The organism is Pseudomonas putida, assembly GCF_022627325.1.
In the GTDB taxonomy this organism is placed as follows: domain Bacteria; phylum Pseudomonadota; class Gammaproteobacteria; order Pseudomonadales; family Pseudomonadaceae; genus Aquipseudomonas; species Aquipseudomonas putida_X.
Genome location: NZ_JAETZZ010000014.1, coordinates 90,396 through 116,015, shown reverse-complemented (window position 1 = coordinate 116,015; position 25,620 = coordinate 90,396). Strand labels below are relative to the sequence as shown.

The window sequence follows — 25,620 nt, the reverse complement described above, 5'->3', positions numbered from 1 at the left end:
ATGGGTGCTCTGACGAAAGCTGAGATGGCCGAAAGGCTGTACGAGGAGCTGGGGCTTAACAAGCGTGAGGCCAAGGAGTTGGTCGAGCTGTTTTTTGAAGAAATTCGGCACGCACTTGAAGAGAACGAGCAGGTCAAGTTGTCCGGTTTCGGCAACTTCGACCTTCGCGACAAACGCCAGCGGCCGGGCCGCAACCCCAAAACAGGGGAAGAGATCCCGATCACTGCACGGCGCGTCGTCACCTTTCGTCCAGGGCAGAAGTTGAAGGCCCGGGTTGAGGCCTATGCTGGAACCAAGCCATAACGACGAACTGCCCCCCATACCGGGCAAACGCTACTTCACCATTGGTGAAGTCAGCGAGTTGTGTGCCGTAAAGCCACACGTGCTGCGGTATTGGGAGCAGGAGTTCCCTCAGCTCAACCCTGTGAAGCGGCGGGGCAACCGGCGGTATTACCAGCGCCAAGACGTGCTGATGATCCGCCAGATTCGCGCGCTGCTGTATGACCAGGGGTTCACCATTGGCGGGGCGCGGTTGCGGCTCTCCAGTGATGAGGTGAAGGATGAGTCAAGCCAGTACAAGCAGCTGATTCGGCAGATGATTGTCGAGTTGGAGGATGTGCTGGTGGTGTTGAAGAAGTGAGTTTGGCCGATGAATGGAAATTTTTGAAAAAAAGCTTCCATTTATCAAAAGGTTAGGGTAGATTCTTCATCGTTCTCAGAGGTTATGAGAATGTAGTCGGGGCGTAGCGCAGCCCGGTAGCGCACTTGCATGGGGTGCAAGGGGTCGAGTGTTCGAATCACTCCGTCCCGACCAAAAAACTCCAAAAAAATCCAGTCACTTAGCGGTGGCTGGATTTTTTTATGGCTGTCCGCTTTTTCGTGGTTAGCAATTTTGCCCAACTTTTTGCCCCACCGAATTTCAATTACCGTTAGTCAAGAATTCAGAAACGACAGAGTCTTGGGCATTTGCATCAGCTCATGCGAAATGGCGATTAGCCGAGAGGGGGCAACGGCTGGAAGGTTCGAATCCCTACGCTTCCGCCACAAATTTTCATCAGAGCCCTGATTTTTCGGGCTTTTTTGTGCCTGTGCGTTTTTTGGTCCCTCACGTACTACAGCGGCTTGATGGGCTCACTTTATAAAATGCACTATGAAGTTGAGAAATACATGGCCACGACGCCAACTACGGAGGCGACATTCAAGGTTTACGATGATCTGAAGCTGCTGTCATCCATGATCAACTTCGACTGGGATCAATTTCAAGAGCGCGCTGAGCGGAAGCGGATCCGGATGAAAAGGTAGTGTGCCCATTGCAGGCACCGCCCTCGCCGGGGAGGCGTTATCGTTGAATAGGGGAAGGCTCTGGCGGGCAGCGCCGCGCAGTGATTCTTGCTGGTATGCTTCGCCGCTTACCTAACAGGGACAGTGGTAATGGTGCGACGGAACAGATTGAAGGCTCTTTTTTCACGTCTGACGACGAATCGCTGGCGTACCGGATCTTTATTAGGGTTCGTGGCTTGGTGCAGTCTGCTGCGCTACGGTGACCTGGGCATGCTACCCACAGTTTTAAGTATGCCTTTCGGCATCGCCCTCTTTGCTATGGGCCCCTTGGAATTCCTCCCAGACAGATGGTTCTGGGTTGACTCCTTTCTGTCTGCTGTGACGGGGCTGTTCTTCCAAGGAAGCTTGATGCTCATATGGGGCGTTTTGGCCTTTGAGCTTACATTGAGCCAATATGCCAGGACCGCATTCGTGGTGCTCTGCATTGTACTGCAGGTCATTATTATCGGCTGGATTCAGCGCCGGATGATGCGTTCGTATATCCGCAAGCGAAGTGAGCAGAGAAATCGCGCGCAATGAACTAAGGCCTTCGTTGAATAGGGGAAGGCGCTGGCGGGCAGCGCTCGGTGTCAGTTTTTGCGAAGGGTTGCGATCTTTGGTATAAAAGCCGGCCATTTCACAGGAAGGAACCTCATGAAACGCACCATCGTAGGCGCAGCCATCGTTGCCATTGCTGCAATTTCCCTCAGCGGATGCTGGGAGTCTGAGGAAGAGAAGAAGGCTCAGGCACAGCAGGAAGCCAGCGAGAATCTCTGGAACATCACTCCGCCTGATGAAAGCCAGGACGAGGGGTTCAAGCCGTGAAGTCATGCTTTGCCCCAATCCTTGCTGCGGCACTCGCTATGAGCTTGGCCGGCTGCAAAGAAGACGCCCTCGACACTGCTGCCTACGAGCCAACGACCGAGCACTGCCAGCCCGACTACCTGAAAACACTTCCAGACAACAAGGCTCGCGAAGACCTGGTCGAGAAGTGCATGACGGGAGGCTCTTACAAGAAGTCAGAGCCGAAGACCTGGTAACGTCCGATCTTCGTCAGTCAGCGCCGCCTTCTCAGGCGGCGTTTTCGTTCGAGGGAGAGGCGCTGGCGGGTAGCGCAGGGGTGTCAGTAGTCGGATTGGCTGTAACGCACTTCGTAGGTAGCGATCTCCTCGAAGTCGAGCTTCACCCCTCCGGTGTATAGGTTCAGCAGCAAAGCCTCGATACCGTAAGTGGCGCCAAGGAAGAGGCTCTTCTTCGGGTCAAACTCGTTGATGGTCAGGTCGAAGCATTCCCCATAGGGGCGCCGAAGTAGCCGCGCTGCTCAGCCAGGCGATAGGCTTCGCGCAGGTTGTGCGCGCTGATTTCCTCGATCTGCTCGTCCATCAGCGATTTGACCGGTGCGGTGCTCATGCCACTCTCCCGTTCGTTTCCATCCACTGCTGGTGAACGCGTTCAATGATCCGATTCAGCCGCTCTGTGTAGGCCCGCTGCGTGTCGATTCCGATGGCGCCTGTAAGGCCGGCCAGATCGATGGCCATAGCCAGCTCGCCGCGCAAGCTATCGCTGAACGAAGCGTTGATAGCATCGAAGCGCGAGTTGATAATGGCGACCACCTCGTCGCGTGTGCCTTTGCTCATGCTGTCCTCCGGGCGGCGCCTGTGCCACTCATGGCTTCCATCTTGTCGAGTGCTGACGCGATCGCCGTCCGGCTGCTTGCCTTCTGGTTCTTGTCTTGTTTGCGGATCATGGCGAGCCAAGCCCGGTTATTAGCCGCAGCCTGCTGTGGCGTAATGCCTTCCGCCCAGTGAACTTCCTGCTCACCAGAGAGACGACGATCCAAGGCCTGGGCGCTGTCGGCATAGAGGTCGTGCTGGGTGGCCATGGTCGCCTCCAGGTGGTGGGCTACTTGGTGGGGAAGGTAGGGGCATCCAATGAGTCGCGTACGGGTCGTACCAGAACCCCCAGCCTTCGGTGTCGTCGTAGACGTACTCGGAAAGCGCGACTTCGCCGGACTCGCAGACGATCAAATAGTCTGCCTTGATCTCCTCTGGCAGCCTGTCGCTGCATTTGATCCAGCCGCTCATGCTGCCTCCGGCCAATGGCGGGTGATGCTCTTTGGCGTAGTGCGTAAGGCGCTCGAAGCTGTTCACGCCGCCACAGCCGGGCATGGTTCCTTCCAGCTCGACGCAGGCCTTGATGTCACAGCGCCGCGAGCAGACCCAACCCCCGTAACGGCAGCGATTCACCTCGCCTTTCGGATCAGGGTGATAGGCCAGACCACCTTTCCAAGAAGGTGAACCACGCAGCTTGAGACCGCAGCCCCGGCACACGGCCTGGGTATCAGTGCAGTTATGCATTTGGTGATCCTCAGGACCGCATCGGCCAGGAGCCAGCCGCGGATGACCAAACCCACCGTGAAAGGTGGCCTGGCGCCTACCAGTGCGGTCGATGTGAAGGGAAGGGAGGTGTGGTGTTGCAGAAGGGCTACAAAAGGGGGCCGGCGGTGGAGTCTTAGTCCGAGCCGCCGGCAAAAAGAAGTACTACTCTACGGTGCAAATCCAGCGGTGGTTTAGTCGGTATGGCGCTCTGGTAAATGCAACGTCTGTTACTAGAGTCATGCCGCGCTCTTGAAGGGCTTCGGCAAGTTGAGCGAGTGTCTCTGCTTCGATAGTCATTGCTGTTACCTCGTCAGATTTACTGCGTTCATAATTCCTGACCCAGCAGGCAACTACGAGATTCAATTTTTTTGACTGCTTCAGAGCTGCACGGGCGCGTGATCTAGATTCGGCGCCCTGTTTCCGCGTCAGCTTGATGACGTAACGCGAGAACTGCGTTACGAGTTCGTTCTGCTCAAAAAAATAACGCGCAGGCAGCCGAAAGACTTTGCCTCAGCTAGTCGGGTCTTGCCCCAACACCTTGCTCAACGCCACACGCGCATCTTCAAGCTGCACCAGCGAAGCATGCCTTGCACCCAGTGCGTCGCCGTTCTGGATAGCCGTGAGAATCGCTTTGTGCCGGGGCAGGGCGAGTTGGTCGAAGTTTGGCCGCTGGTTGGAATAGCGCACCGATTCGCGCAGGGCCATCGACAACATGTTGCACAGGTAGGCCAGCAGGTCGTTGTGGGTGGCGTCGGCGATGCGGGCGTGGAAGTCCAGGTCGGGTTGCAGGCGCTCTTCATGGGTGCGCGCCGCTTCCATGCGCTGGTAGGCCTCGCCGATCGACGCGACATCCTCGGGGGTGGCGTTGGTGGCGGCCAGCGCGGCGGCGGCCGGTTCGATGACCCAGCGCACGCTGGACAGGGTATTGAAAAAGTCCTTTTGTGGGGTGGCCTGCATCAGCCAGTGCAGCACATCGGGGTCGAGCATGTGCCAGTCATGGCGGGGCCGCACCAGCGTGCCGACTCGCGGACGCGCTTCGACCAGGCCCTTGGCGGTCAGGGCGCGCATCGCTTCGCGGAATACCGGCCGGCTGATCGCGTAGCTTTCGCACAGGCTGGCCTCGGAGGGCAGCTTTTGCCCGGGTGCGAGTTGGCCGGATACGATTTGCAGGCCGAGGTCCTGGACCAGGGTGGCGTGCATGCTTTTGCGCGTGGTGGGCTGGCGATAGTTCATGGGGGGCGCGGGAGGTCCTTCGAGCGGGGTGGGCATCATAGCATTAGTGGTCGAGGGGCGGCCTGTGGGGCGGGGCTGGGCGGGGTGATTTGTCTGTCAGCGGGAAGTGGTGCGGTGAAGGGCGCGGGCTTCGCCCTCAAGCGGTACACCGCCGCTACTGCGCGGCGGTGTTGCGGGTTGGTCAGTGCGAATGCTTGGGCACCGCAGCGCCACGGCAGCCAACCAGGAAGTCGAAATCGCAACCTTCGTCAGCCTGCATCACATGGTCCAGATACAGCTTCGCATAACCACCACTGATCAGCTGGGGTGGCGCTTGCAGGTCGGCCAGGCGGCCAGCCAGTTCTTCGGCGCTGATGTCCAGGTGCAGCCGGCCTTCCTTGCAGTCCAGCTCGATCCAGTCACCTTCGCGTACGGCTGCCAATGGCCCGCCCGCAGCAGCCTCGGGTGCCACGTGCAGCACCACGGTGCCGTAGGCAGTACCACTCATGCGGGCGTCGGAAATGCGCACCATGTCGGTCACGCCCTGGGCCAGCAGCTTGGCCGGCAGGCCCATGTTGCCCACCTCGGCCATGCCCGGGTAGCCCTTGGGCCCGCAGTACTTCATCACCAGCACCGAATTGGCGTCCACATCCAACTCGGGGTCGTTGATGCGTGCTTTGTAGTCCTCGAAGTTCTCGAACACCACGGCGCGGCCGCGGTGCTGCATCAGCGCCGGGGTGGCCGCTGAGGGCTTGAGCACCGCGCCTTTGGGCGCCAGGTTGCCGCGCAGGATGCAGATGCCGCCATCGGCTACCAGTGGTTTATCGAGCGGGCGGATGACTTCTTCGTCATACAGCGGCGCGGCCAGGCAGTTGTCCCACAGGCTTTTGCCGTTGGCGGTCAATGCAGTGGGGTTGGGCAGCAGGCCGTGCTCGCCCAGGCGGCGGATGACTGCGGGCAGGCCGCCGGCGTAGTAGAACTCTTCCATCAGGAAGCGGCCCGAGGGTTGCAAGTCGACCAAGGTCGGTGTGCCGCGGCCGACGCGGGTCCAGTCTTCCAGTTGCAGGTCTACGCCAATGCGCCCGGCAATGGCCTTGAGGTGGATCACGGCGTTGGTCGAACCACCGATGGCGGCGTTGACGCGGATGGCGTTCTCGAAGGCTTCGCGGGTGAGGATCTTCGACAAACGCAGGTCTTCGCGGACCATGTCGACAATGCGCATGCCCGACAGGTGGGCCAGTACGTAGCGGCGGGCATCCACCGCGGGGATGGCGGCGTTGTGCGGCAGCGAGGTGCCCAGCGCTTCGGCCATGCAGGCCATGGTCGACGCGGTGCCCATGGTGTTGCAGGTGCCCGCTGAGCGCGACATGCCGGCTTCGGCGGAGAGGAATTCGTTGAGGTCGATCTGGCCGGCCTTATAGGCCTCGTGCATCTGCCAGACGATGGTGCCGGCGCCAATGTCCTTGCCTTTGTGCTTGCCGTTGAGCATCGGCCCACCGGTGACCACGATCGCTGGCACGTCGCAGCTGGCGGCGCCCATCAGCAGTGCCGGGGTGGTCTTGTCGCAGCCGGTCAGTAGCACCACGGCGTCCACCGGGTTGCCACGGATCGCTTCTTCCACATCCATGCTCGCCAGGTTGCGCGTCAGCATGGCGGTGGGGCGCAGGTTGGACTCGCCGCTGGAAAACACCGGGAACTCCACCGGGAAGCCACCCGCCTCCAGCACGCCTTTTTTGACGTGCTCGGCAATCTTGCGGAAGTGGGCGTTGCACGGGGTCAGCTCCGACCAGGTGTTGCAGATGCCGATGATCGGCTTGCCCTGGAATTCGTGGTCCGGGATGCCTTGGTTCTTCATCCAGCTGCGGTACATGAAGCCGTTTTTGTCGGCGGTACCAAACCATTGGGCGGAGCGCAGGGGGCGGTTGTTGTCAGACATAAGCGGAACACCTAATTAGTATTACTATTTGTCGTTGTTGTGCTGACTCTACCGGCTGAAAAGGCGTCTGTGAAGGGTTGTTGTTTTAAATAGTAATACTATATGATCGATTTGCCAGGTTAGCGGTCTGCCAAAAAGCCCCGGCCAGGTGCTGTGCCCATTACAAGAACAATTGGAGACATCGCCATGATTCAGGAGCAGCGGCTCGTCCGCCTGATCACACTGAAACTCATCCCTTTTCTGGTTCTGCTTTACCTGGTGGCCTATGTCGATCGTTCGGCAGTAGGCTTTGCCAAGCTGCACATGGGCGCCGACATTGGCCTGGGTGACGCGGCCTATGGCCTTGGCGCCGGGCTATTCTTCATCGGTTATTTTCTTTTCGAAGTGCCGAGCAACCTGTTGCTCGACCGCTTCGGCGCGCGTCGCTGGTTCGCCCGCATCCTGGTGACCTGGGGCGCGATTACCGTAGGCATGGCGTTCGTCACCGGGCCCAACGGTTTCTACGTGATGCGCTTCTTGCTGGGGGCCGCCGAGGCGGGCTTCTTCCCGGGGGTGCTGTACTACATCACCCAGTGGTACCCGGTGCGCCATCGCGGCAAAATCCTCGGTTTCTTCATTCTCTCGCAGCCGCTTGCCATGCTGATCACCGGGCCGCTTTCGGGCGCGCTGCTGGGGCTTGAGGGCAGTTATGGCCTGCATGGCTGGCAGTGGTTGTTCATCTGTATCGGCACCCCGGCAATGCTGCTGGCCTGGCCCACTTTACGCCTGCTGCCGGACGGCCCTGCCAAGGTGCGCTGGCTCAGCGACGAGCAACGCAACTGGTTGCAAGAGCAGTTGGCCAACGACCTGCGCGAGTTCGGCCAGACCCGCCATGGCAACCCGCTGCATGCCCTGAAAGACAGCCGGGTCCTGTTGCTGGCGCTGTTCTACCTGCCGATGACCCTGAGCATCTATGGCCTGGGCCTTTGGCTGCCAACGCTGATCCACCAGTTTGGCGGCAGTGACCTGGTCACCGGTTTCGTCTCGGCGGTGCCCTACCTGTTCGGCATCATCGGGCTGCTGATCGTGCCGCGTAGCTCCGACCGCCTGAACGACCGCTATGGCCATCTGGGCCTGCTTTACGCCTTGGGTGCAATCGGCCTGTTCTTCAGCGCCTGGCTGACGGTGCCGGTGCTGCAGTTGGCCGCGCTGTGCCTGGTGGCGTTCGCGCTGTTCTCCTGCACGGCCATCTTCTGGACGCTGCCGGGGCGGTTCTTCTCCGGTGCCAGCGCTGCTGCGGGCATCGCCTTGATCAACTCGATCGGCAACCTCGGCGGCTACCTGGGCCCGTTCGGCATCGGCGCGCTGAAGGAGTACACCGGGCAGCTGTCGTCGGGCCTGTACTTCCTGGCGCTGGTGATGCTGTGCGGGGTGCTGCTCACGGGCGTGGTCTACAACCGCCTGGAGCGCCGCCAGCGCCTGGCTTCCTCACGGGCGGCCGAAGCCTCCCGCTAACCTTAGCAACCGACAAGCGAGCACAAGCATGCGACTGATCCAATTCGAAACCGCCGCCGGCGCGCGCCACGTGGGCGTGGTGGAAGGCGAGTACGCCCTTGAAGTACTGGGCGCCAGCAGCACCCGTGAGCTGGCTCTGCAGGCCATCGCTGCGGGCCGTGACCTGGCCAGCGAGGTGCGGGCCGCCGGGCTGGGCGAGCGCCATGACTACCTGGCCCTGCTGGCCGAAGGCCGCGTACTGCCACCGCTGGACCACCCGGACCCGGCCCACTGCCTGGTGACCGGCACCGGCCTGACCCACCTGGGAAGCGCCGCCACCCGCGACAAGATGCACCAGCAGCAAGCCGAAGGCGCCGTCACCGACAGCATGCGCATGTTCCAGTGGGGCCTGGAGGGCGGTCGGCCGGCAGCGGGCGAGGAGGGCGCGCAGCCTGAGTGGTTCTACAAGGGCGACGGCGGCATCGTCGTGCGCCCCGGTGCCGACCTGCCGCTGCCGGCTTTTGCCGAAGATGCTGGCGAAGAGCCGGAGCTGGTCGGGCTGTACCTGATCGGACCCGACGCCACGCCATACCGCCTCGGCTACGCCTTGGGCAACGAGTTTTCCGACCATGTGATGGAGCGGCGCAACTACCTGTACCTGGCGCATTCCAAGCTGCGCGCCTGCAGCTTCGGCCCGGAGCTGCGCCTGGGGGCATTGCCGGCTCACCTTGAAGGCACCAGCCGCATCCTGCGCGATGGCCAGGTGCTGTGGAGCAAGCCGTTCCTGTCGGGTGAGCAGAACATGTGCCACAGCTTCGAGAACCTTGAGTTCCACCACTTCAAGTACGACCAGTTCCTGCGTGCTGGCGATATCCATGTGCACTATTTCGGCACCGCCACGCTGTCGTTTGCCGACGGCGTTCAGGCTCGCCCGGGCGATACCTTCGAGGTCAGCCTCGACGCCTTTGGCCAGCCGCTGCGCAATGGTATTGGCGCAGCGTCCGTGCAGGTTCGCCCCGGGGTAGTGAAAAGCCTTTGAGTGTGTTGCCGGCCAGTCGACGAAGTCGGGACCGCTGTGCGGTCCATCGCCGGCAAGCCAGCGCCCACAGGGCCCGCGCAAACCTAAAGGGGCTGGGCGCCATGTGCCACCGAGCCCTCTTTCTTTGTTACAGGAGTCAACCATGTCTGCAAGCAACTTCATTGGCGGCCAGCGCAGCGCTGCTGGCAGCGTTCGTCTGCGAAGCTTCGATGCACGCACCGGCGAAGCATTGCCGGTGGTCTTCACCCAGGTCACCCCTGAGGAAGTGGCCGCCGCCGCCCAGGCCGCCGAAGCGGCATTTGCCGAATACAATGCGCTGGCACCAGAGCGCCGCGCGCAGTTTCTGGATGCCATCGCCGACCAGCTGGACGCGCTGGACGATACCTTCGTCGCCACAGTGTGCCGCGAGACTGCGCTGCCGGCTGCGCGCATCCAGGGCGAGCGTGGCCGTACCAGCAACCAGATGCGCCTGTTCGCCAAAGTGCTGCGCCGTGGCGACTACCTGGGGGCGCGTATCGACCGTGCGCAGCCACAGCGCCAGCCACTGCCACGCCCTGACCTGCGCCAGTACCGTACCGGCCTTGGCCCGGTGGCGGTGTTCGGCGCCAGCAACTTCCCATTGGCCTTCTCCACGGCAGGCGGTGACACCGCCGCAGCGCTGGCTGCCGGCTGCCCGGTGGTGGTCAAGGCACACAGCGGCCATATGGCCACTGCAGAGCAGGTAGCAGAAGCTATCGAGCGTGCGGTGGTGGCCACCGGCATGCCTGCCGGGGTGTTCAACATGATCTACGGCGCCGGTGTCGGTGAAGCGCTGGTGCGCCACCCGGCGATCCAGGCGGTCGGCTTCACCGGTTCGCTCAAGGGCGGCCGTGCCCTGTGCGATCTGGCGGCGGCGCGCCCGCAGCCTATCCCGGTGTTTGCCGAAATGAGCAGCATCAACCCGGTGCTGGTGTTGCCCGCGGCGCTGCAGGCCCGCGGCGAGCAGGTGGCCAAGGAACTGGCCGCCTCGGTGGTGCTGGGCTGCGGGCAGTTCTGCACCAACCCCGGGTTGGTCATCGGCATCGCTGGCGCAGCGTTCGACACCTTTGTCACGGCACTGGCTGCGCAAATGGCCGACCAGCCCGCGCAGACCATGCTCAATGCCGGTACCTTGCGCAGCTACACCAGCGGCGTACAGCGCCTGCAGCGCCACCCGGGCGTGCGCCATCTGGCCGGTGCCGAGCAGGTCGGCGACCAGGCCCAGGCACAGCTGTTCCAGGCTGATGTGAGCGTGCTGCTAAGCGGCGACGAGCTGTTGCAGGAAGAGGTTTTCGGGCCTGCCACGGTGGTGGTCGAGGTGGCCGACGAAGCCGAACTGCGCCGCGCGCTGCAAGCCCTGCACGGGCAACTGACTGCCACCCTGATTGCCGAGCCGGAAGACTTCCAGCGCTTTGCCGCGCTGGTCCCGCTGCTGCAGCGCAAGGCCGGCCGCCTGTTGGTCAACGGCTACCCGACAGGCGTCGAGGTGTGTGATGCCATGGTGCATGGCGGCCCTTACCCGGCCACCTCCGATGCCCGTGGTACCTCCGTCGGCACCCTGGCCATCGACCGCTTTCTGCGCCCGGTGTGCTACCAGGACTACCCAGACGCGCTGTTACCCGACGCCCTGAAAAACGCCAACCCGTTGGGCGTGCAGCGCCTGGTCGACGGCCAGCACAGCCGCGACCCGCTGAGCTGACGCCGGGGCTGGCTCTGGCTCGAGGGCAGGACGTGCAAAGCGTCCAGTGCGTCAGGGCGCGCGTAGGAGCGATCAGCTCCTACGTTGCACGCCTCGGCATTTGGGCTTTTGGTGCATCGCAGTCAGTCAACCCACCGCCACAGCGGTTCATCCAGCAACCCCACCCCGCGCAGCTGTGTCTGCCCCTGAACCTTCTCCAGCTCCAGTAAGTTGCACCCGTCACAGGCTGACAGCGCCTCAATCAGCGGCGCACTGTGCGACACCACCCAAACCTGGCTCCGCCGCGAAGCACGAACGATCAACCGCGCCAGCGCGGGCAGCAGGTCGGCATGGAGGCTGGTTTCCGGCTCGTTCAGCACCATCAGCGATGGCGGCCGTGGCGTCAGCAGCGCAGCCATCAACAGCAGATACCGCAACGTACCATCCGACAATTCGCCCCCGCCCAGTGGGCGCAGCAGCCCATGCTGGTGCAGCCGCACGCTGAACAGCCCGCCCGGCGGCGCATCAATCTCCAAGCGGCTACCGGGAAACGCGTCATCCAATGCCGCTACCAAGTCCTCCACCTCACCAATCTCGATAATGGTCTGCAACGCCGAGGCAAGGTTGCGGCCGTCATGGTGCAGCACCGGCGAGCGGGTCCCCAGCTGGGGTTGGCGGCAAGGGGCGTCGCGGTCGATACGGAAATGATCGTAAAAGCGCCAGCTGTTGATGAACGCCCGCAGCTCACCAATCTCCGGCGCCTGCCGTGGCCGGCCCACGATGTTGAAGAAGCTCTCGCAGCTGTCGGCATGTTGATCGAGCACCGTCCAACCATTGCCCTCCCGCGCACGAACCATGGCGTTCTTGCGCTCGACCAGCAAGGACGATGGGCGATAAGCCCCAGCGCCCCAGATGGCTTCGGTCTTGATCTCAGGGTCGAGCATGAAGGCGGTGGGATAGGGCAGGGGTATCGGCAAGCCCAGCGAGATGGCAAAGCCGAAATCTTCGGTGGCGAACCCCAGGCGCAGACGTTTGGCTTCGCTCGGGTGCTGGCCTTGGATGGGCACTTCACCGCGTTTCATGCGCGCACTCATCTCTGGCCCCGCCCACCAGGTCGAATCCAACCCGCCTTCGCGGGCAAGCGCTTCGATCACGCCACCCTGAGCGGTCTCGGCGAGCAGGCGCAGGGCTTTGTACAGATTGGATTTGCCGCTGCCGTTTGCGCCGGTCACCAGGTTGAGTTGGCTCAAGGGCAACACAAGATGGTTGATGGAGCGGTAGTTGCCGATGGCGAGGGTGGTGAGCATGCGGTGCGTCCCAAGTTTGACTCAGCGTCTGATTGTGGTCGAACTGCACCAGGCTTACTACCTCTTGGGCAAGGTCCTTTCGCGACACAAGGCCGCTCCGGCGAGGGGCGGCGTAGGTCTGCAGGTAGGGGTAGGGTCACGGGGTTTTCATCGCGCCCAGTTCGGCATCGTCGAGCAGGGCTTTGGCCAGGGCGCAGAGGTAGTGCGAGGCCCAGAGCAGCTGAGGTTTATCTTCCATCAGGCCGTCGAGGGTCAGGTCGCGGGCGTAGCCCATCAGTTCCGAGGCTTGTTCGCGGGCGCTTTGGCAGGGGATGCCGGGCTCGATGCGGAAGAGGGGGTGGGTCTGGTTTTCGCCTTGGTAGAAGACGGTTTTGCCCACGGTGAATGCGGTTTGTTCGGTGGCCATGGTGTGATCTCCCTGAAGTTGTAACTGCCTGGGCTGGCCCTATCGCCGGCGAGCCTGGCTCCCACATGGATTGCGCCAACTTTTAGAAATTGGGCAAGACCTGTGCTTCCACAGGCAAAGCGCAAGCCTGAAGAACTGCGCGATCGTGGTGGGAGCCGGCTTGCCGGCGATGGGCTGCGCAGCAGCCCTTGGGTCCGCGTTGCGGCCCATCGCCGGCGAGCTGACCCCCACAGGTTTCACCGGGCGCCTGAGTGGCGTCCACGACCTCAGCGGCGGTGCTGTGCAAGGAAGCTAGCCCGTGAAGAAGCCAGGCCAGGCCGATCATGATGAGGATTAATGCAGCGTTTGTGGATCGGCTGGCTTTTGTATTTGTGCCAGTGCTGACTCGAGCAATTTGCGCAGGGCATCAAGTTCGTGCATCGAGGTCATGATCATCACGGATACGGGGGCTTTCGGCTGCATCAACATCGCCTGCTGGGCCACGATCTCGGCGCAGAGCGCGTAGTCGGCAGCCATCATCAGCGTGTCTTCGAGGGAATGGGGATTGTGAGGCGGATCGGGGACGATCTTGAGCATGATGAAACTCCAACGTCGAAGGGTGGAGCTACCACGGTCTTGCTGTCAAACAATGAGGTGGCAGCTGTACGCGGGTTGACAGACCGAGACGTTGGCACTCGGCGCACCAGAGGTGCCCGCACGTACAGCCACCATAAAAGTGTGCACATGTGGACAACGAAGACGGCCTGTCAAAACCGATCGCTGAATTGGCAGCGACGGGCCGAGACTAGAATCCACGTTGGGCATGTGCAACGAAAAACAGGCGGCGGCAGTATCTTTGGGAAATGCCCTACAGGAAAGGGGTTAAATCTGATTTTTTCAGCCGTTCGATGTAACAGCCTGTAACGCCGCCCTTCGGCGAGTGACGAGCAGCATGATCACTGCGGTCAGTCCAGGTATTGGGTAGAACAACACAAAAACCGAATACCACTCCAGTCCACTCGAATCGTTGGCCCAGCCCAATCCCCCTGCCAAGATCAGCCCCCACACAAGCGCATGCCCATTGCGAATTCCCTGGTTTCCGCTAACTTATACAAAAACCTGTACAAATATTTGAGGTTGTACATGTATTGTCAGTGGCCCCTAACGCTGTACTTCGATGGCGCCTGCCCCCTGTGCGCTAGAGAGATAGCCTTTCTGCGCCGGAAATCGACCCAGGCGAAGCTCATGCTGGTTGATATCAGTGATGATGATTTCGAAGCAGAGGCATTGAGCGTGACGGTTGAGCAACTGAGGTCATGCCTGCATGGACGGTTCGCGAACGGGCAATGGGTCAAGGGCTTGGACGCTACCTTGTGGGCCTGGCGTGCTGCCGATGCGGGTATGTGGGTCGCGCCACTGTCCTGGCGCCCGCTACGCCCCCTGTTTTCGGTCTTTTACCGGTTGTTCTGTCGTTTGCGGCCACACTTGGCCTGGCTACCACATCCCGATGCCGGGCACCGCTGTAGCGGTGAGGAGTCCAAATGTCACATTCGTTAGCCGAGCACTACCATCAGATCCTTGTTGGCGTTGGTGAAAACCCGCAGCGCGAGGGGCTGGTGGACACGCCCCAGCGTGCGGCCAAAGCGATGCAGTACTTGTGCAACGGATATGCCCAGCGTCTTGACGAGGTCGTCAACGGTGCTCTGTTCGAAAGTCAGAACGACGAGATGATTGTCGTGCGTGACATTGAGCTCTACTCGTTGTGCGAACACCACATGTTGCCGTTCATCGGCAAGGCGCATGTCGCGTATTTGCCAACAGGGCGGGTATTGGGGCTTTCCAAGGTCGCGCGCGTGGTGGACATGTATGCCCGTCGCTTACAGATACAGGAAAACCTGACGCGGCAGATTGCGCATGCAATTGGGCAAGTCACGGATGCCGCAGGGGTTGCGGTCGTGATTGAAGCGAAGCACATGTGCATGATGATGCGCGGTGTCGAGAAGCAGAACTCCGTGATGATTTCCTCCGTGATGCTGGGTGAGTTTCGCGACTCCGCTTCGACTCGGCACGAATTCCTTAACCTCATTGGGCGGCACAATTGACAGGCGATGCTGAACCGTCGCGAAGGGGCGTCCAAATGAATGCAGTCACTGCTGCTTTACCTGCAAGCCGCTACACGATGCTGGGTTACGGTGGCTTGCTGCCCTTCGTTGGTTTGACCCTGCTCATCGTTTTTTTCGCTGAGTATCGAGCTTTCACCTCGTTCATGTTGGTCAGCTACGGCGCTGTGATACTGAGCTTCGTCGGCGCCCTGCACTGGGGCTTCGCCATGACGTTACAGGGTTTGCTCGCGAAGCAGCGTCGCGAGCGGCTCGTGTGGAGCGTTATCCCGGCCCTGATCGGTTGGGTTGGCACGTTGCTACCCGTGCCATTGGGTTGTCTGGTGCTGACCTGTGGTTTTATCGGCCACCTTTGGCAGGATCGCAAACTGGTGCAAGCTGTGCCGGGGTGGTATCTGCCGATGCGGGTCCATTTAACAGCTGTGGCAAGCTTCTGTTTGCTGCTCAGTGCACTTGCGGTAGCAATGGACTTTTGAAACCACAAACAGTCCGCTATGAGTGATGTTTACCCCTCATATCCACACGTCGTTCATGGCAGTGCGTTCTCCACCTTCATGGCCGGTATTCAACACGCCTCTGGGCTCGATCATCATCAGTTTCGCTTCGCCCTGCGCCGCTGTCCTGTGCTCCACCCCACGTGGTACCACATACAACTCGCCTGGGTTCACATGAACGCAGCCCTGCGGTAAATCGATGCGCAAGGTGCCTTCGAGCACAAGAAACGCTTCGTCGGTTTCCGGGTGGGAATGCCAGATGAATTCACCTTCTATTCGCACAACCTTGAACTGGTAGTCGTTCATCTCGGCGACCACTCTCGGGCTCCACTGCTGTTCGATCAGTGCAGCTTTCTGGGCCAGGTTTACGGGTGATGCCGGGCGTTGCGGGCTGGGGTTGGACATGACGGATCCTCATGGGTTGAAGTGGCCAGCCTATCGAACCGCCACAAGGCGTTCTTGTACGATCCTGCACGTCAGCGCGCAGGTCGCAAGCGCTCCAGCCAGCGCAGCGGTGGCACCCCATAGCTGCGTGTGAAGTGCCGTGTCATGTGGCTTTGATCGTGAAAGCCTGCCGCCAGGGCCGCATCGACCAAGGTGAAACCATCGAGCATCAGCCTGCGCACAGTGTCCAGGCGCCGCAGGGTCACGAAGCGGTAGGGGCTGGTGCCGTAGAGGGCGCGAAAGTCGCGGGACAGGCTCCATTGTTCGCGGCCGCTGGCCTGTTCCAGCATCTCCAGGGTGATGCCCAGGTGAAGGTGCTCCAGGATGAACGCCCTGGCGCGCTCGGCCGCCCGGTAATCCAGGCGTTTGCGGCCGCGTGGCTTACCGCCCACCGCACGCAACGCCATCGCCAGGTCATACACGGCGTCCTGTTCCTCCAGCGTTTCCAGCGGGTGCTCCAGTGCCTGCACGAAGGCTTCACTGGCGCGGTACAGGCGCGGGTCGCTGGACAGCCCACCCGCGATGAAGGGCAAAGGTTCACCGCCGAGCGCATTCTGGATCAGTGCTGGGTCGATGTAGGCCATGCGGTAGCGAAAGCCCGCTTCAGTCCCGGCCATGCCGTCGTGCACTTCGTCAGGGTGCAGGACCAACGTGTTACCCGGCAGGCCGTGGCACAGCGCCCCTTTGTAGTGAAAGCTCTGCACCCCCGCGAGGGTGCGGCCGATCGAGTAGGTGTCGTGACGGTGAGGATCGTAGCCATGGCTACCGAACCACGCTTCTATCCGCTCTACGCTGCCAGGGTGAGCGCTGCGGATGACCCAGTCGGGGCGGGCTGCGTGGCTTGCTTTTCGTGCCATGAATAAACGCTCTTTGACTCAACGCTATGCATCCGACTGTCGCTCTGCCGCCTGTTGCGCTTGAGTCGAACACCGCCTCAGGGACCCTGTACAGGTACTGTTTACGGCGATTGATCGCGGGCCCGGAGTATCTCCCGCTGCCCGCATGCACCTTTTCCTTCAGTTTGGGCGTGAGCGCTGTGTTTTTTTTAATCCAGCTCACAAAATCTTCAGATTTCGTGATTATGCCGTTTTTTGTTCACTTTCCACAGGGCATGTGAGGTGGGTGATTGTCACCAACCGGGGCACCGCTGTCGCGGGGCAGGGTGGCAGCCTGGACGGACATCGTCAGCAGGCTTGCTGCGACCAGCAGGCGGCCGGGCTGGAAATGCTTTAGCAGAGTGCTGCGTAGGAGAGCCTGAGGTGTGCAAGCTTTGATGGGTATGTTGGTAATCCCAGTTGAACTGCCTCGTCACGAGGAAGCCCAACGAACATCACCCTGAGGGCAAGCACCATGACTGAGCACAACGAAGACCCGAAACAAAGCCAGGTTCCGGCCCATTCCACGGAAGAGGAAAAAGCCAGGCTCAAGGACAAGAACAAGGACGGTATCCCGCCTGGCGCTGAGTGAAACCTTGAAGATGGGGCCGCTTTGCGGCCCATCGCCGGCAAGCCCGGCCACAGGTCCAGCGTGCAGCTGAAGAACTGCGCTGTTCATGCAAGAGCCGGCAAGCCGGCTGACACAGGTCGAGCGCGCAGCTCAAGAACCGCGCGGCCCGGGTGGGAGCCGGCTTGCCGGCGATGGGCTGCGCAGCAGCCCCAAAGCGCTTAGGCATAACCAATCAGATTGAACGTTTCAGCAATTCACCCCGTCGGTACTTCCAAGTCGTTCGCATTTGGAGGCACTCCCCATGAAGTACCGCACACTCGGCAACACTGGCCTGCTGGTCTCTGAACTGGTAGTCGGCACGGTCCCGTTCGGTGGGCGTGGCGCATTCGAGAAAACTGGCAGCGTGGATGTGGCACTGGCCCGGCGCATGTTCGACATCGCCTTCGACGCCGGGGTCAACCTGGTCGACACGGCAGACCTTTACTCCCACGGCCTGGCCGAAGAAATCGTCGGCCAGGCGCTGGGTGAACGGCGCCAGTCGATCATCCTCGCCACCAAGGCGCGCAGCCCGATGGGCGACAACCCCAACGACAGCGGCGCCTCGCGCTATCACCTGATCCGTGCCTGCGAAGCCAGCCTCAAGCGCTTGGGCACCGACCACATCGACCTCTACCAGATCCATAACTGGGACGGCATCACCCCTGTAGAAGAGACCCTGGCCGCGCTGGAGCACTTGGTGCAAAGCGGCAAGGTGCGTTACTTCGGCACGTCCAACTACACCGCCTGGCAGATGATGAAAACCCTCGGCAGTGCCCGGCTCAACGGCTGGCAGCAGCCGGTTTCCCAGCAGATCTACTACACCCCCGAAGCCCGTGAAGCGGAGTACGAGCTGCTGCCGATGGCGCTCGACCAGGGCCTTGCCACGCTGGTATGGGGGCCGCTGGGGGAGGGCTTGTTGACCGGCAAGGTGCGCCGCGGGCAACAGACACCCGCCGGCACGCGCCAGGGCAATGATTGGCCGGAACCCTACGTGCATGACAAGGAGCGGGCCTACGACATCATCGAGGCGCTGATCGAGGTGGGGCGGCGCCATGGCTGCTCCCCGGCACGGGTGTGCCTGGCCTGGCTCAAGGACCGGCCAGGCATCACCAGTGTCATCACCGCGGGGCGCACGGCCGAGCAGTTGCACGACAACCTGCAGGCGGTGGAACTGGTGCTGACAAGCCAAGACCTGGAGCAGATCGAGCGCGTGACGCAGATTGCGCCGCAGTATCCGTACTGGCACCGCATCGCGGCGAAAATGGACCGCATCGACCCGGCGGAGGCACCCTTCATTGCCCTGCATCGGCAAACGATGAAGCAGCACAACGCCTGATCGGTAATCAGCCCGAGGTATCGACAGCCTGAGGCATGCGGGAAACCTCACGTTCAAACGGCAGGTCCGGCCCGACCCTGGAACAGGTCACCGCCGCCGCCGCAATAGCGTAGGTCAGTATCGCATCGACCGTCTCGCGCGCCAGCATCGCCACACCCCTCGGGCTGTCCACACCCAGTCGAGCCAGGCAGGCCAGCACGGCTGCCTGGAACGTGTCCCCAGCCCCCACGGTATCGCGAACCGGCAGTGAGCTGTCCGCGGGCCTGTGCCATGACCCGTGCGCACAATGCACGCTGGCCCCCTCAGCCCCGTGGGTCACGAACACCAGTCGGCAGCGCTCGTTCAACCAGCCACGGGCTACCTCGCCAACGTCGCGCCCCGGGTACAACACCTGCAGGTCTTCCTCGCTGGCCTTGATCAAATGTGCGTGCGCGGCAAATGCTTCAACGCGTGTGCGCCACAGCGCCACATCCGGCTGTGGATTCAGGCGCACGTTCGGGTCCAGGCTGATCAGCCGCTGGTCGCGTTCGCGTTCCACCAATGCCAGCAGCGTGTCGGCCACGGGTGTCACCACCAGTGTGTACGACCCTACGTGCAGCCCGTGCACGTGCTCATCCAGTATCGGCAGATGCTCAAGCCGCACCTGCCGGTCGGCGCAGCCTTCGCCGCGGAACTGGTACTGCGCCGAGCCGTTGGCATCCAGGCCGACCATGGCCAGGGTGGTGGGGGCATCGCTGGTGACCAGGTGCTGGCAATCGACGCCTTCTTCCTCCAGTACCCGGCGCAGGCGCGCGCCGAGGGGGTCGCTGGACAATCCGCCGAACAACCCAGCAGCAACGCCAAGCCTGCGCAGGCCGACGGCGACGTTGAACGGCGAGCCACCAGCGATTGCGGTTAAGCCCAGTTCTGCGCTGCGCGGGCCGTTTTCCACGCTGAAGACATCGAACAACGCCTCGCCACATACCAGATACATGAAGTTCTCCCAAACAGAAAAAAGTAAGGACAGTACCGCGATCAGCGCACAGGCAGGTGATCCAGGTAGCGTCTGTAGGCCACGCCGTAGGCGGCCTGTTGTGCCAGGTTGGGCAGCGTGCGGGTGCTTTCGTCCAGCTCGACGCAGCGCTCGCACAGGGCCTGGAGGCTGTCGCCGTTGCCCAGTTCGCGGCCAAGGCTCCAGGCGGCCTGGATGGCCGCGCCCAGTGCGGCGGCTTCGGTCTGGCGCGGGCACACCAGTGGCAGGCCCAGCAGATTGGCCAGGACCTGGCGCCACAACTCGCTTTTTGCCGCCCCACCTACCAGGCGGATTTCGCTGCCCTGCAGGCCATTGGCGCGCAGCAGGTCCAGGCCATAGCGCAGGCTGAAGCAGGTGCCTTCGAGCACGGCCCGGCACAAGTTGGCACGGGTCAGGTTGGCGCTGGTCATGCCATGCAGGCTGGCGCTGGCAGTGGGCAGCGCGGGTACGCGTTCGCCATCGAAAAACGGCAGCATCAACAGGCCGTCGGCGCCAACCGGCGCGTGCGCGGCGAGGGCCGTGAAGCGGGTGAGGTCAAGCTCCAGCAGGTCACGCACCAGCGCACAAGCGCTGGTCAGGTTCATCGTGCAGATCAAGGGCAGCCAGCCACCGCTGGAGGCGCAGAAGTTCGCCACCTCGCCCTTGGGGTTGAGCTGGGCATGCTCGGTGTAAGCTGCCAGGGTACCCGAGGTGCCCAGGCTGAGGGTGATCATGCCGGGGCTGATATTGCCGGTACCGATGGCGCTGAGCATGTTGTCGCCGCCGCCGGTGGCCACCCAGGCGTGAGGGTTCAGCCCCAGGCCAGCAGCAGCCTGCTCGCGCAGCGGGCCGACGCAGGCGCCAGGGGCGAGCAGCTCGGGCAGTGCCGCCAACAGGCGCTCGCCCGGCTCTATGAGTTGCAGCACATCGTTTGCCCAGGTGTTGCGGTGCACGTTGTAGTAACCGGTACCCGACGCATCGCCCGGCTCGCTGCAGGCGCGGCCTGTCAGCCAGTAATTGAGGTAGTCGTGGGGCAGCAGCACATGGGCCAGGCGGGCGAACAGGTCGGGGAAGTGCCGTTTGCTCCACAGCAGCTTAGATAGGGTATAGCCCGGGGCGATCACCAGCCCCAGCCGGTCGAGCGAGCCCTGCGGACCGCCGAGCGCGTCCAGCAGGGCCTGGTTTTCTGCCGTGGTTTCGGTGTCGCACCAGAGCTTGGCCGGGCGCAGCACGTGGCCTTGGGCGTCCAGCATCACCAGGCCATGCTGCTGGCCTGATACCGCCAGCGCACGGATGGCCTGGCCGTCGACGCCGGCCTCATGCAGTGCGCCAGCGACTGCCGTGTGCAGGGCGGCCAGCCAGTCGGCCGGGTCCTGCTCGCGGCGCCCGTTTCGGCCCCGGGCAGGCGCGTGCGCGGCACTACCAAGGCCCAGCACCTGGCCGCTGCCGGCGTCCAACACCAGCGCCTTGGTGCCCTGGGTACCGCAATCGATGCCGAGAAACAGTCCGTCCATCGCGCGCTCCGGGTCAGTCGCCAAGCACGTGGCGCAGTGTTTCGCTCACGCCAACCTCACACAGGCTGTCATACAGGCGCTCGAAGGCGCTGACGAAGGCACCGGAGGCGGGGATGACCGTGCCGAATATGGTCTCGTCGCCCAGCACTCGGGCAGCCAGCCCGTCACGCTGCACCACCCGTGCCTGGCACTGGGCCGCGCGCGGGTCGGGGATGGCATAGGTGCTGCCCTGTTCGTCTACCCCGCCCAGGTACAAGGCCCAGGCCGCCACCACCAGGGCCACGCGGTCCAGCGGCTGGCCCTGGGCAATCAGCTGGTTGGCGGTGGGGACGATGTACTTGGGAAACTTCGATGAGCCGTCCGAGCACACCCGCTCCAGTTGATCGGCGATGGCGCGGTTGGCAAAGCGCTCGGTGAGGCTGTCCTTGTAGCGTTCCAGGTCGATGCCGGGCGCCGGGGCAAGCTGCGGGGTCACGTCCAGGTCCATGAACGTGCGCATGTAGCGGCGCAGCAGTGGGTCGGCAAGGGTTTCGTGGACCAGGCGATAGCCCTGCAGGAAGCCCAGGTAGGTCAGTGCCAGGTGGCTGCCGTTGAGCAGCTTGATCTTCATTTCTTCATAGGGGGTGACGTCGTCGGTGAACTGCACGCCGACCTTTTCCCAGGCCGGGCGCCCGGCGACGAATGTGTCTTCCACCACCCACTGCAGGAACGGCTCGCACACCACCGGCCAGGCATCCTCGACGCCGTGGCGCTCGAACAGTTGTTGGCGGTGGTCGCTGCTGGTCATTGGCGTGATGCGGTCGACCATGGCATTGGGGAAGCTCACGTTCTCGCCTATCCAGCGGGCCAGGTCCGGGTCGAGCAACTGGGCAAAGGCCAGCAGCGCCTTGCGCGCCACCGCGCCATTGTGTGGAAGGTTGTCGCAGGACATCACCGTGAACGGCCCCACGCCGGCCTCGCGGCGCCGCCGCAAGGCTTCGCAGAGGAAGCCGAAGACGCCTTGCGGCGCCTGCGGGTTGGCCAGGTCGTGCTGGACCTGCGCCAGCTCGGCGCGAAACTCGCCGGTGCTGTCGTCGATGCAGTAGCCGCCTTCGGTGATGGTCAGCGAGACGATGCGGATGCCGGGCTCGGCCAGTTTGGCCAGCAGCGCCTGGGCGTCGTCCTCGGCCAGAAGCATGTCATTGAGGGCACCGATCACCCGCACTTCGGTGTCAGGTTGGTCGTCCAGCACGAACAGGGTGTACAGGTAGCCCTGCGCCGCCAGCGCGTCGCGCATGGCGCGGTCTTCGCTGCGCAGGCCGGCGCCGCAGATGGCCCAGTCCAGCCCTTCGCCGCGGTTCATCAGGGCGTCGGTGTAGGCCGCCTGGTGGGCACGGTGGAACCCACCTACGCCAATGTGCACGATGCCCTGGCGCAGTTGCGAGGGCGCGTAGGAAGGGCGGGCGACCGTAGGCGCCAGCAGGTCGAGGTGGTGCGGGTCGAGTTTCATCGCGTGTGTCCTCAGGCCGCGTGCTGCAGGCGTTTGTCCAGGGCTTGGCCGTTGCTGTCGAACAGGTGGCAGTGGCCCGGGTCGAAGGTCAGGTCCAAGGGCGCGCCGAAGGCCGGCGCAAAGTCGCCGCGCACCCGTACGGTGAGCATTTCCCCGGAGCCGGCACGTACATGGCAGTAGCTGTCGCTGCCCAGGCGTTCACTGACGTCGGCGGTCACCTGCAGTGAGCCGGGTGTGTCGTGCCCGGTGCTGGCGATGTTCAGGTGCTCGGGGCGGATGCCCAGCGTCACGGGGCTGCCAGCGGGCAGGGCGTCTGTGCTCAGTGCCAGGCTGACACGGGCGCCGCACTCAAGGGTGACCTCGCACTGTGTGCCCTGGCTGTGGCTCAGGTGGCCGCGCAAAAAGCCCATTTTCGGGGTGCCGAGAAAACCTGCGACGAACAGGTTGGCCGGGTGGTGGTACAGCTCCAGCGGTGAGCCGACCTGCTCGATGCGCCCGCCGTTGAGCACCACCACCTTGTCGGCCAGGGTCATAGCCTCGACCTGGTCGTGGGTCACGTAGATCATGGTCGCGGCCAGCTCCTGGTGCAGGCGCGCAAGCTCCAGCCGCATCTGCACGCGCAGGGCGGCGTCGAGGTTCGAAAGCGGCTCGTCGAACAGGAAAATCTTCGGGTTGCGCACGATCGCCCGGCCGATCGCCACCCGCTGGCGCTGGCCGCCCGACAGTTGCCGCGGCTTGCGTTCGAGCAACGGTTGCAGTTCGAGGATGCGCGCGGCGTTGTCGACTTTGGCCTGCACGTCACGCTTGTCCACGCCGGCCAGGTCCAAGGCGAACGACAGGTTCTTGCGAACGGTCATGTGCGGGTAAAGCGCGTAGGTCTGGAACACCATGGCCAGGTCACGTTTGGCCGGGGCGGTGTCAGTGATGTCGACGCCGTCCAGGGTGATATGGCCGCCGCTGACCTCCTCAAGCCCGGCGATCAGCCGCAGCAGGGTCGACTTGCCACACCCGGACGGGCCGACGAAGACCACGAACTCACGGTCGCGCACCTCCAGGTCGATGCCCTTGATGATGGCGTGGCCATCGAAGCCTTTGTGCAGGTTGCGGATCTTCAGGTCAGCCATGGCGAATGTCCTCTGCGGCGGCCGGCAATGGGGTTGATCGAGCAGGTGTCGCGTGGGCGCTGGGTCATTTGACGGCCCCGAACGACAGGCCACGCACCAGCTGCTTTTGGCTGATCCAGCCGAAAATCAGGATGGGCGCGCAGGCCAGGGTCGAGACGGCCGAAAGCTTGGCCCAGAACAGCCCCTCGGGGCTTGAGTAGGAGGCCACCAGCGCGGTCAGTGGCGCGGCCGCCGAAGAGGTCAGGTTGAGCGACCAGAACGCCTCGTTCCAGCACAGGATCAACGACAGCAGCACGGTCGAGGCAAGCCCGCCGCGGGTGATCGGCAGCAGCACGCGGACGATTTCCTGCCAGGTGCCGGCACCGTCCAGGCGCGCGGCTTCAAGGATGTCCACCGGGATGTCCTTGAAGTAGGTGTACACCATCCACACCACGATCGGCAGGTTGATCAGGGTGTAGACGATGATCAGCGCCAGGCGCGAGTCGAGCAGGCCGAACTGCTTGGCCAGCAGGTAGATAGGCATCAGCACGCCCACCGGCGGCAGCATCTTGGTCGACAGCATCCACAGCAGCGTGCGCTTGGTGTGGCGGGTTTCGAAAAAGGCCATGGAGTAGGCCGCCGGCACTGCGATAAGCATGCACAGCGCGGTGGCCGAGAAAGCGATCAGCACCGAATTCCAGGCATAGGCGAAATAATCGCTGCGGTCGTTGATGTGCAGGTAGTTTTCCAGCGTTGGCGCGAAGATGAACTGCGGCGGGGTGGCGAAGGCATCGAGCTCAGTCTTGAAGCTGGTCAGCAGCATCCAGAAGATCGGGAAGAAGATCGTCAGGGCGATGCCCCAGCACAGCAGGCCAATCAATGCGTCGCGCAGGCGGCGGGTTTGCTTGAGTGACAGCATGGCGGGCTCCTCAGCGGCGCTCGGTCAGGTTCTTGCCGATCATCCGTACCAGCACGATGGCGGCGATGTTGGCGATCAACACGGCGATCAGCCCGCCCGCCGAGGCCATGCCCACGTCGAACTGCAGCAGCGCCTGGTTGTAGATCAGGTAGGCGAGGTTGGTCGACTCATAGCCCGGGCCGCCGCTGGTGGTGGTGAAGATTTCGGCGAACACCGACAGCAGGAAGATGGTCTCGATCATCACCACCACGGCAATCGGGCGGGCCAGATGCGGCAGGGTCAGGTGCCAGAAGATCGCCAGCGGCCCGGCGCCGTCCAGGCGTGCGGCTTCTTTCTGTTCCTGGTCCTGCGACTGCATGGCGGTCATCAGGATCAGGATGGCGAACGGCAGCCACTGCCAGGAGACGATCAGGATGATCGACAGCAGCGGGTAGTGCGCCAGCCAGTCCACCGGCTGTGCGCCGAACAGCCGCCACACGGCGGCGAGGATGCCCGACACCGGGTGGAATATCAGGTTCTTCCACAGCAGCGCGCTGACGGTGGGCATGATGAAGAACGGTGAAATCAGCAGCACCCGCACCACGCCGCGGCCCCAGAACTCGCCGGCCTCCAGCAGCGCCGCGATGAGCACGCCAAACACCACGCTGATCGCCAGCACGCTGCCGACCAGGGTCAGGGTGTTGAGGGCGCCGGGCATGAAGCCTGGGTCGGTGACGAAGTACGCGAAGTTCTCCAGGCCGACGTACGCATTTTCGCCCGGGTACAGCAGGTTGTAGCGGATCAGGGAAAAATACAGGGTCATGCCCAACGGGACGACCATCCACAACAGCAGCAGCGCCACTGAAGGGCTGACCAGGAACCAGCTCGGCCCGACGCGGCGTTTGCCGGGGCGTGGGGTGGCGAGGGTCGAGGTATCGAGGGCCGAAGTGTCCATGGCGACTCCGTGTGCAGCGACAAGGGCGGACGGCAGCCCTCCGCG

Annotated in this window: 29 protein-coding genes, 1 tRNA gene and 1 pseudogene; 13 read left to right on the top strand and 18 right to left on the bottom strand. The window is 62.8% G+C overall.

All coding sequences use genetic code 11. The features are described 5' to 3' along the window. The 6 genes from ihfA (at position 1) to trbK (ending at position 2,360) form a co-directional block, all read left to right on the top strand. Positions 1-303, top strand: a complete 303-nt coding sequence (ihfA, locus tag JNA92_RS21120) for an integration host factor subunit alpha (RefSeq protein WP_003250679.1) — start codon at positions 1-3, stop codon at positions 301-303. Next, the gene (locus JNA92_RS21115; RefSeq protein ID WP_008100384.1) at positions 284-640 is read left to right on the top strand and encodes a MerR family transcriptional regulator; all 357 of its coding nucleotides are present in this window, start codon (positions 284-286) and stop codon (positions 638-640) included. The genes ihfA and JNA92_RS21115 overlap by 20 nt, the downstream gene beginning before the upstream one ends. A 97-nt stretch (positions 641-737) precedes the next feature. After that, a tRNA-Pro gene (locus JNA92_RS21110) sits at positions 738-814 on the top strand. Positions 815-1,431: 617 nt separating this feature from the next. After that, a complete protein-coding gene (locus JNA92_RS21105) occupies positions 1,432-1,860 on the top strand; it encodes a hypothetical protein (protein ID WP_241806480.1) in 429 nt (142 codons plus the stop codon). Positions 1,861-1,974: 114 nt separating this feature from the next. Next, positions 1,975-2,145 carry a hypothetical protein gene (locus tag JNA92_RS21100; RefSeq protein ID WP_241806479.1) on the top strand — a complete coding sequence of 57 codons (171 nt, stop codon included), beginning with the start codon at positions 1,975-1,977 and terminating at the stop codon, positions 2,143-2,145. Next, positions 2,142-2,360, top strand: a complete 219-nt coding sequence (gene trbK, locus JNA92_RS21095) for an entry exclusion lipoprotein TrbK (RefSeq protein WP_267822815.1) — start codon at positions 2,142-2,144, stop codon at positions 2,358-2,360. Before JNA92_RS21100 ends, trbK begins: the two co-directional genes overlap by 4 nt. Before the next feature lie 235 nt (positions 2,361-2,595). Here the strand turns inward: trbK and JNA92_RS25855 are convergent, their stop codons facing one another. The 6 genes from JNA92_RS25855 to JNA92_RS21075 form a co-directional block, all read right to left on the bottom strand. Next, complete coding sequence (locus JNA92_RS25855; RefSeq protein WP_277818235.1) at positions 2,596-2,730, bottom strand: hypothetical protein; 135 nt, start codon at positions 2,728-2,730, stop codon at positions 2,596-2,598. Next, positions 2,727-2,957, bottom strand: a complete 231-nt coding sequence (locus tag JNA92_RS21090; protein WP_241806477.1) for a hypothetical protein — start codon at positions 2,955-2,957, stop codon at positions 2,727-2,729. Before JNA92_RS21090 ends, JNA92_RS25855 begins: the two co-directional genes overlap by 4 nt. Next, positions 2,954-3,202, bottom strand: coding sequence for a hypothetical protein (locus JNA92_RS21085; RefSeq protein ID WP_241806476.1), 249 nt, complete (start codon positions 3,200-3,202; stop codon positions 2,954-2,956). The genes JNA92_RS21090 and JNA92_RS21085 overlap by 4 nt, the downstream gene beginning before the upstream one ends. After that, the gene (locus JNA92_RS26210) at positions 3,138-3,404 is read right to left on the bottom strand and encodes a DUF551 domain-containing protein (protein WP_431312475.1); all 267 of its coding nucleotides are present in this window, start codon (positions 3,402-3,404) and stop codon (positions 3,138-3,140) included. Before JNA92_RS26210 ends, JNA92_RS21085 begins: the two co-directional genes overlap by 65 nt. An 804-nt stretch (positions 3,405-4,208) precedes the next feature. Then, positions 4,209-4,931 (bottom strand): FadR/GntR family transcriptional regulator, encoded by a 723-nt coding sequence (locus tag JNA92_RS21080; RefSeq protein ID WP_241806475.1) that lies wholly within the window; start codon positions 4,929-4,931, stop codon positions 4,209-4,211. Between the two features lie 181 nt (positions 4,932-5,112). Next, complete coding sequence (locus JNA92_RS21075; protein WP_241806474.1) at positions 5,113-6,846, bottom strand: IlvD/Edd family dehydratase; 1,734 nt, start codon at positions 6,844-6,846, stop codon at positions 5,113-5,115. Between the two features lie 186 nt (positions 6,847-7,032). Here JNA92_RS21075 and JNA92_RS21070 point away from each other — a divergent pair, with 186 nt between their 5' ends. From JNA92_RS21070 to JNA92_RS21060, 3 genes are all read left to right on the top strand, one after another. Continuing rightward, a complete protein-coding gene (locus tag JNA92_RS21070; protein ID WP_241806473.1) occupies positions 7,033-8,340 on the top strand; it encodes an MFS transporter in 1,308 nt (435 codons plus the stop codon). 28 nt (positions 8,341-8,368) lie between these two features. Beyond that, entirely contained in the window at positions 8,369-9,358 is a 990-nt protein-coding gene (gene araD1 / locus JNA92_RS21065; RefSeq protein WP_241806472.1) for an AraD1 family protein, read from the top strand. A gap of 142 nt (positions 9,359-9,500) precedes the next feature. Next, complete coding sequence (locus JNA92_RS21060; RefSeq protein WP_241806471.1) at positions 9,501-11,075, top strand: aldehyde dehydrogenase (NADP(+)); 1,575 nt, start codon at positions 9,501-9,503, stop codon at positions 11,073-11,075. Positions 11,076-11,197: 122 nt separating this feature from the next. Here JNA92_RS21060 and JNA92_RS21055 read toward each other — a convergent pair whose 3' ends face one another. From JNA92_RS21055 to JNA92_RS21045, 3 genes are all read right to left on the bottom strand, one after another. Further along, entirely contained in the window at positions 11,198-12,361 is a 1,164-nt protein-coding gene (locus JNA92_RS21055) for an AAA family ATPase (protein ID WP_241806470.1), read from the bottom strand. Positions 12,362-12,497: 136 nt separating this feature from the next. Beyond that, on the bottom strand, positions 12,498-12,767 hold the full coding sequence (locus tag JNA92_RS21050) for a DUF3077 domain-containing protein (protein ID WP_241806469.1): 270 nt from the start codon (positions 12,765-12,767) through the stop codon (positions 12,498-12,500). A 333-nt stretch (positions 12,768-13,100) separates the two neighbouring features. Continuing rightward, positions 13,101-13,343 carry a hypothetical protein gene (locus JNA92_RS21045; RefSeq protein WP_241806468.1) on the bottom strand — a complete coding sequence of 81 codons (243 nt, stop codon included), beginning with the start codon at positions 13,341-13,343 and terminating at the stop codon, positions 13,101-13,103. 546 nt (positions 13,344-13,889) lie between these two features. Here JNA92_RS21045 and JNA92_RS21040 point away from each other — a divergent pair. The 3 genes from JNA92_RS21040 to JNA92_RS21030 are packed head-to-tail and all read left to right on the top strand — an operon-like array spanning position 13,890 to position 15,342. Continuing rightward, positions 13,890-14,303, top strand: coding sequence for a thiol-disulfide oxidoreductase DCC family protein (locus JNA92_RS21040; RefSeq protein ID WP_241806513.1), 414 nt, complete (start codon positions 13,890-13,892; stop codon positions 14,301-14,303). After that, a complete protein-coding gene (folE, locus tag JNA92_RS21035; RefSeq protein ID WP_241806467.1) occupies positions 14,288-14,848 on the top strand; it encodes a GTP cyclohydrolase I FolE in 561 nt (186 codons plus the stop codon). The genes JNA92_RS21040 and folE overlap by 16 nt, the downstream gene beginning before the upstream one ends. Before the next feature lie 35 nt (positions 14,849-14,883). After that, positions 14,884-15,342 (top strand): DUF3429 domain-containing protein, encoded by a 459-nt coding sequence (locus tag JNA92_RS21030; RefSeq protein WP_241806466.1) that lies wholly within the window; start codon positions 14,884-14,886, stop codon positions 15,340-15,342. 36 nt (positions 15,343-15,378) lie between these two features. On the opposite strand, the gene JNA92_RS21025 is transcribed toward JNA92_RS21030, so the two are convergent. From JNA92_RS21025 to JNA92_RS26205, 3 genes and pseudogenes are all read right to left on the bottom strand, one after another. Beyond that, a complete protein-coding gene (locus tag JNA92_RS21025) occupies positions 15,379-15,765 on the bottom strand; it encodes a cupin domain-containing protein (protein ID WP_241806465.1) in 387 nt (128 codons plus the stop codon). Positions 15,766-15,836: 71 nt separating this feature from the next. Further along, positions 15,837-16,661, bottom strand: coding sequence for an AraC family transcriptional regulator (locus JNA92_RS21020; protein ID WP_241806464.1), 825 nt, complete (start codon positions 16,659-16,661; stop codon positions 15,837-15,839). Between the two features lie 268 nt (positions 16,662-16,929). Continuing rightward, positions 16,930-17,040: pseudogene (locus tag JNA92_RS26205) on the bottom strand (hypothetical protein); the annotation flags it as partial. 511 nt (positions 17,041-17,551) lie between these two features. Between JNA92_RS26205 and JNA92_RS21010 the strand changes: the two are divergent. Then, positions 17,552-18,625, top strand: coding sequence for an aldo/keto reductase (locus JNA92_RS21010; protein ID WP_241806463.1), 1,074 nt, complete (start codon positions 17,552-17,554; stop codon positions 18,623-18,625). Between the two features lie 7 nt (positions 18,626-18,632). Here the strand turns inward: JNA92_RS21010 and JNA92_RS21005 are convergent, their stop codons facing one another. The 6 genes from JNA92_RS21005 to JNA92_RS20980 form a co-directional block, all read right to left on the bottom strand. Continuing rightward, a complete protein-coding gene (locus JNA92_RS21005) occupies positions 18,633-19,598 on the bottom strand; it encodes a carbohydrate kinase family protein (RefSeq protein ID WP_241806462.1) in 966 nt (321 codons plus the stop codon). A 41-nt stretch (positions 19,599-19,639) separates the two neighbouring features. Continuing rightward, complete coding sequence (gene xylB / locus JNA92_RS21000; protein ID WP_241806461.1) at positions 19,640-21,130, bottom strand: xylulokinase; 1,491 nt, start codon at positions 21,128-21,130, stop codon at positions 19,640-19,642. A 13-nt stretch (positions 21,131-21,143) separates the two neighbouring features. After that, a complete protein-coding gene (locus tag JNA92_RS20995) occupies positions 21,144-22,619 on the bottom strand; it encodes a mannitol dehydrogenase family protein (protein ID WP_241806460.1) in 1,476 nt (491 codons plus the stop codon). A gap of 11 nt (positions 22,620-22,630) precedes the next feature. Beyond that, positions 22,631-23,743 carry an ABC transporter ATP-binding protein gene (locus tag JNA92_RS20990; protein ID WP_241806459.1) on the bottom strand — a complete coding sequence of 371 codons (1,113 nt, stop codon included), beginning with the start codon at positions 23,741-23,743 and terminating at the stop codon, positions 22,631-22,633. A 64-nt stretch (positions 23,744-23,807) separates the two neighbouring features. Further along, positions 23,808-24,641, bottom strand: a complete 834-nt coding sequence (locus JNA92_RS20985) for a carbohydrate ABC transporter permease (RefSeq protein WP_241806458.1) — start codon at positions 24,639-24,641, stop codon at positions 23,808-23,810. A gap of 10 nt (positions 24,642-24,651) precedes the next feature. Continuing rightward, entirely contained in the window at positions 24,652-25,575 is a 924-nt protein-coding gene (locus JNA92_RS20980) for a carbohydrate ABC transporter permease (protein ID WP_241806457.1), read from the bottom strand. Between the last annotated feature and the right edge of the window lie 45 nt (positions 25,576-25,620).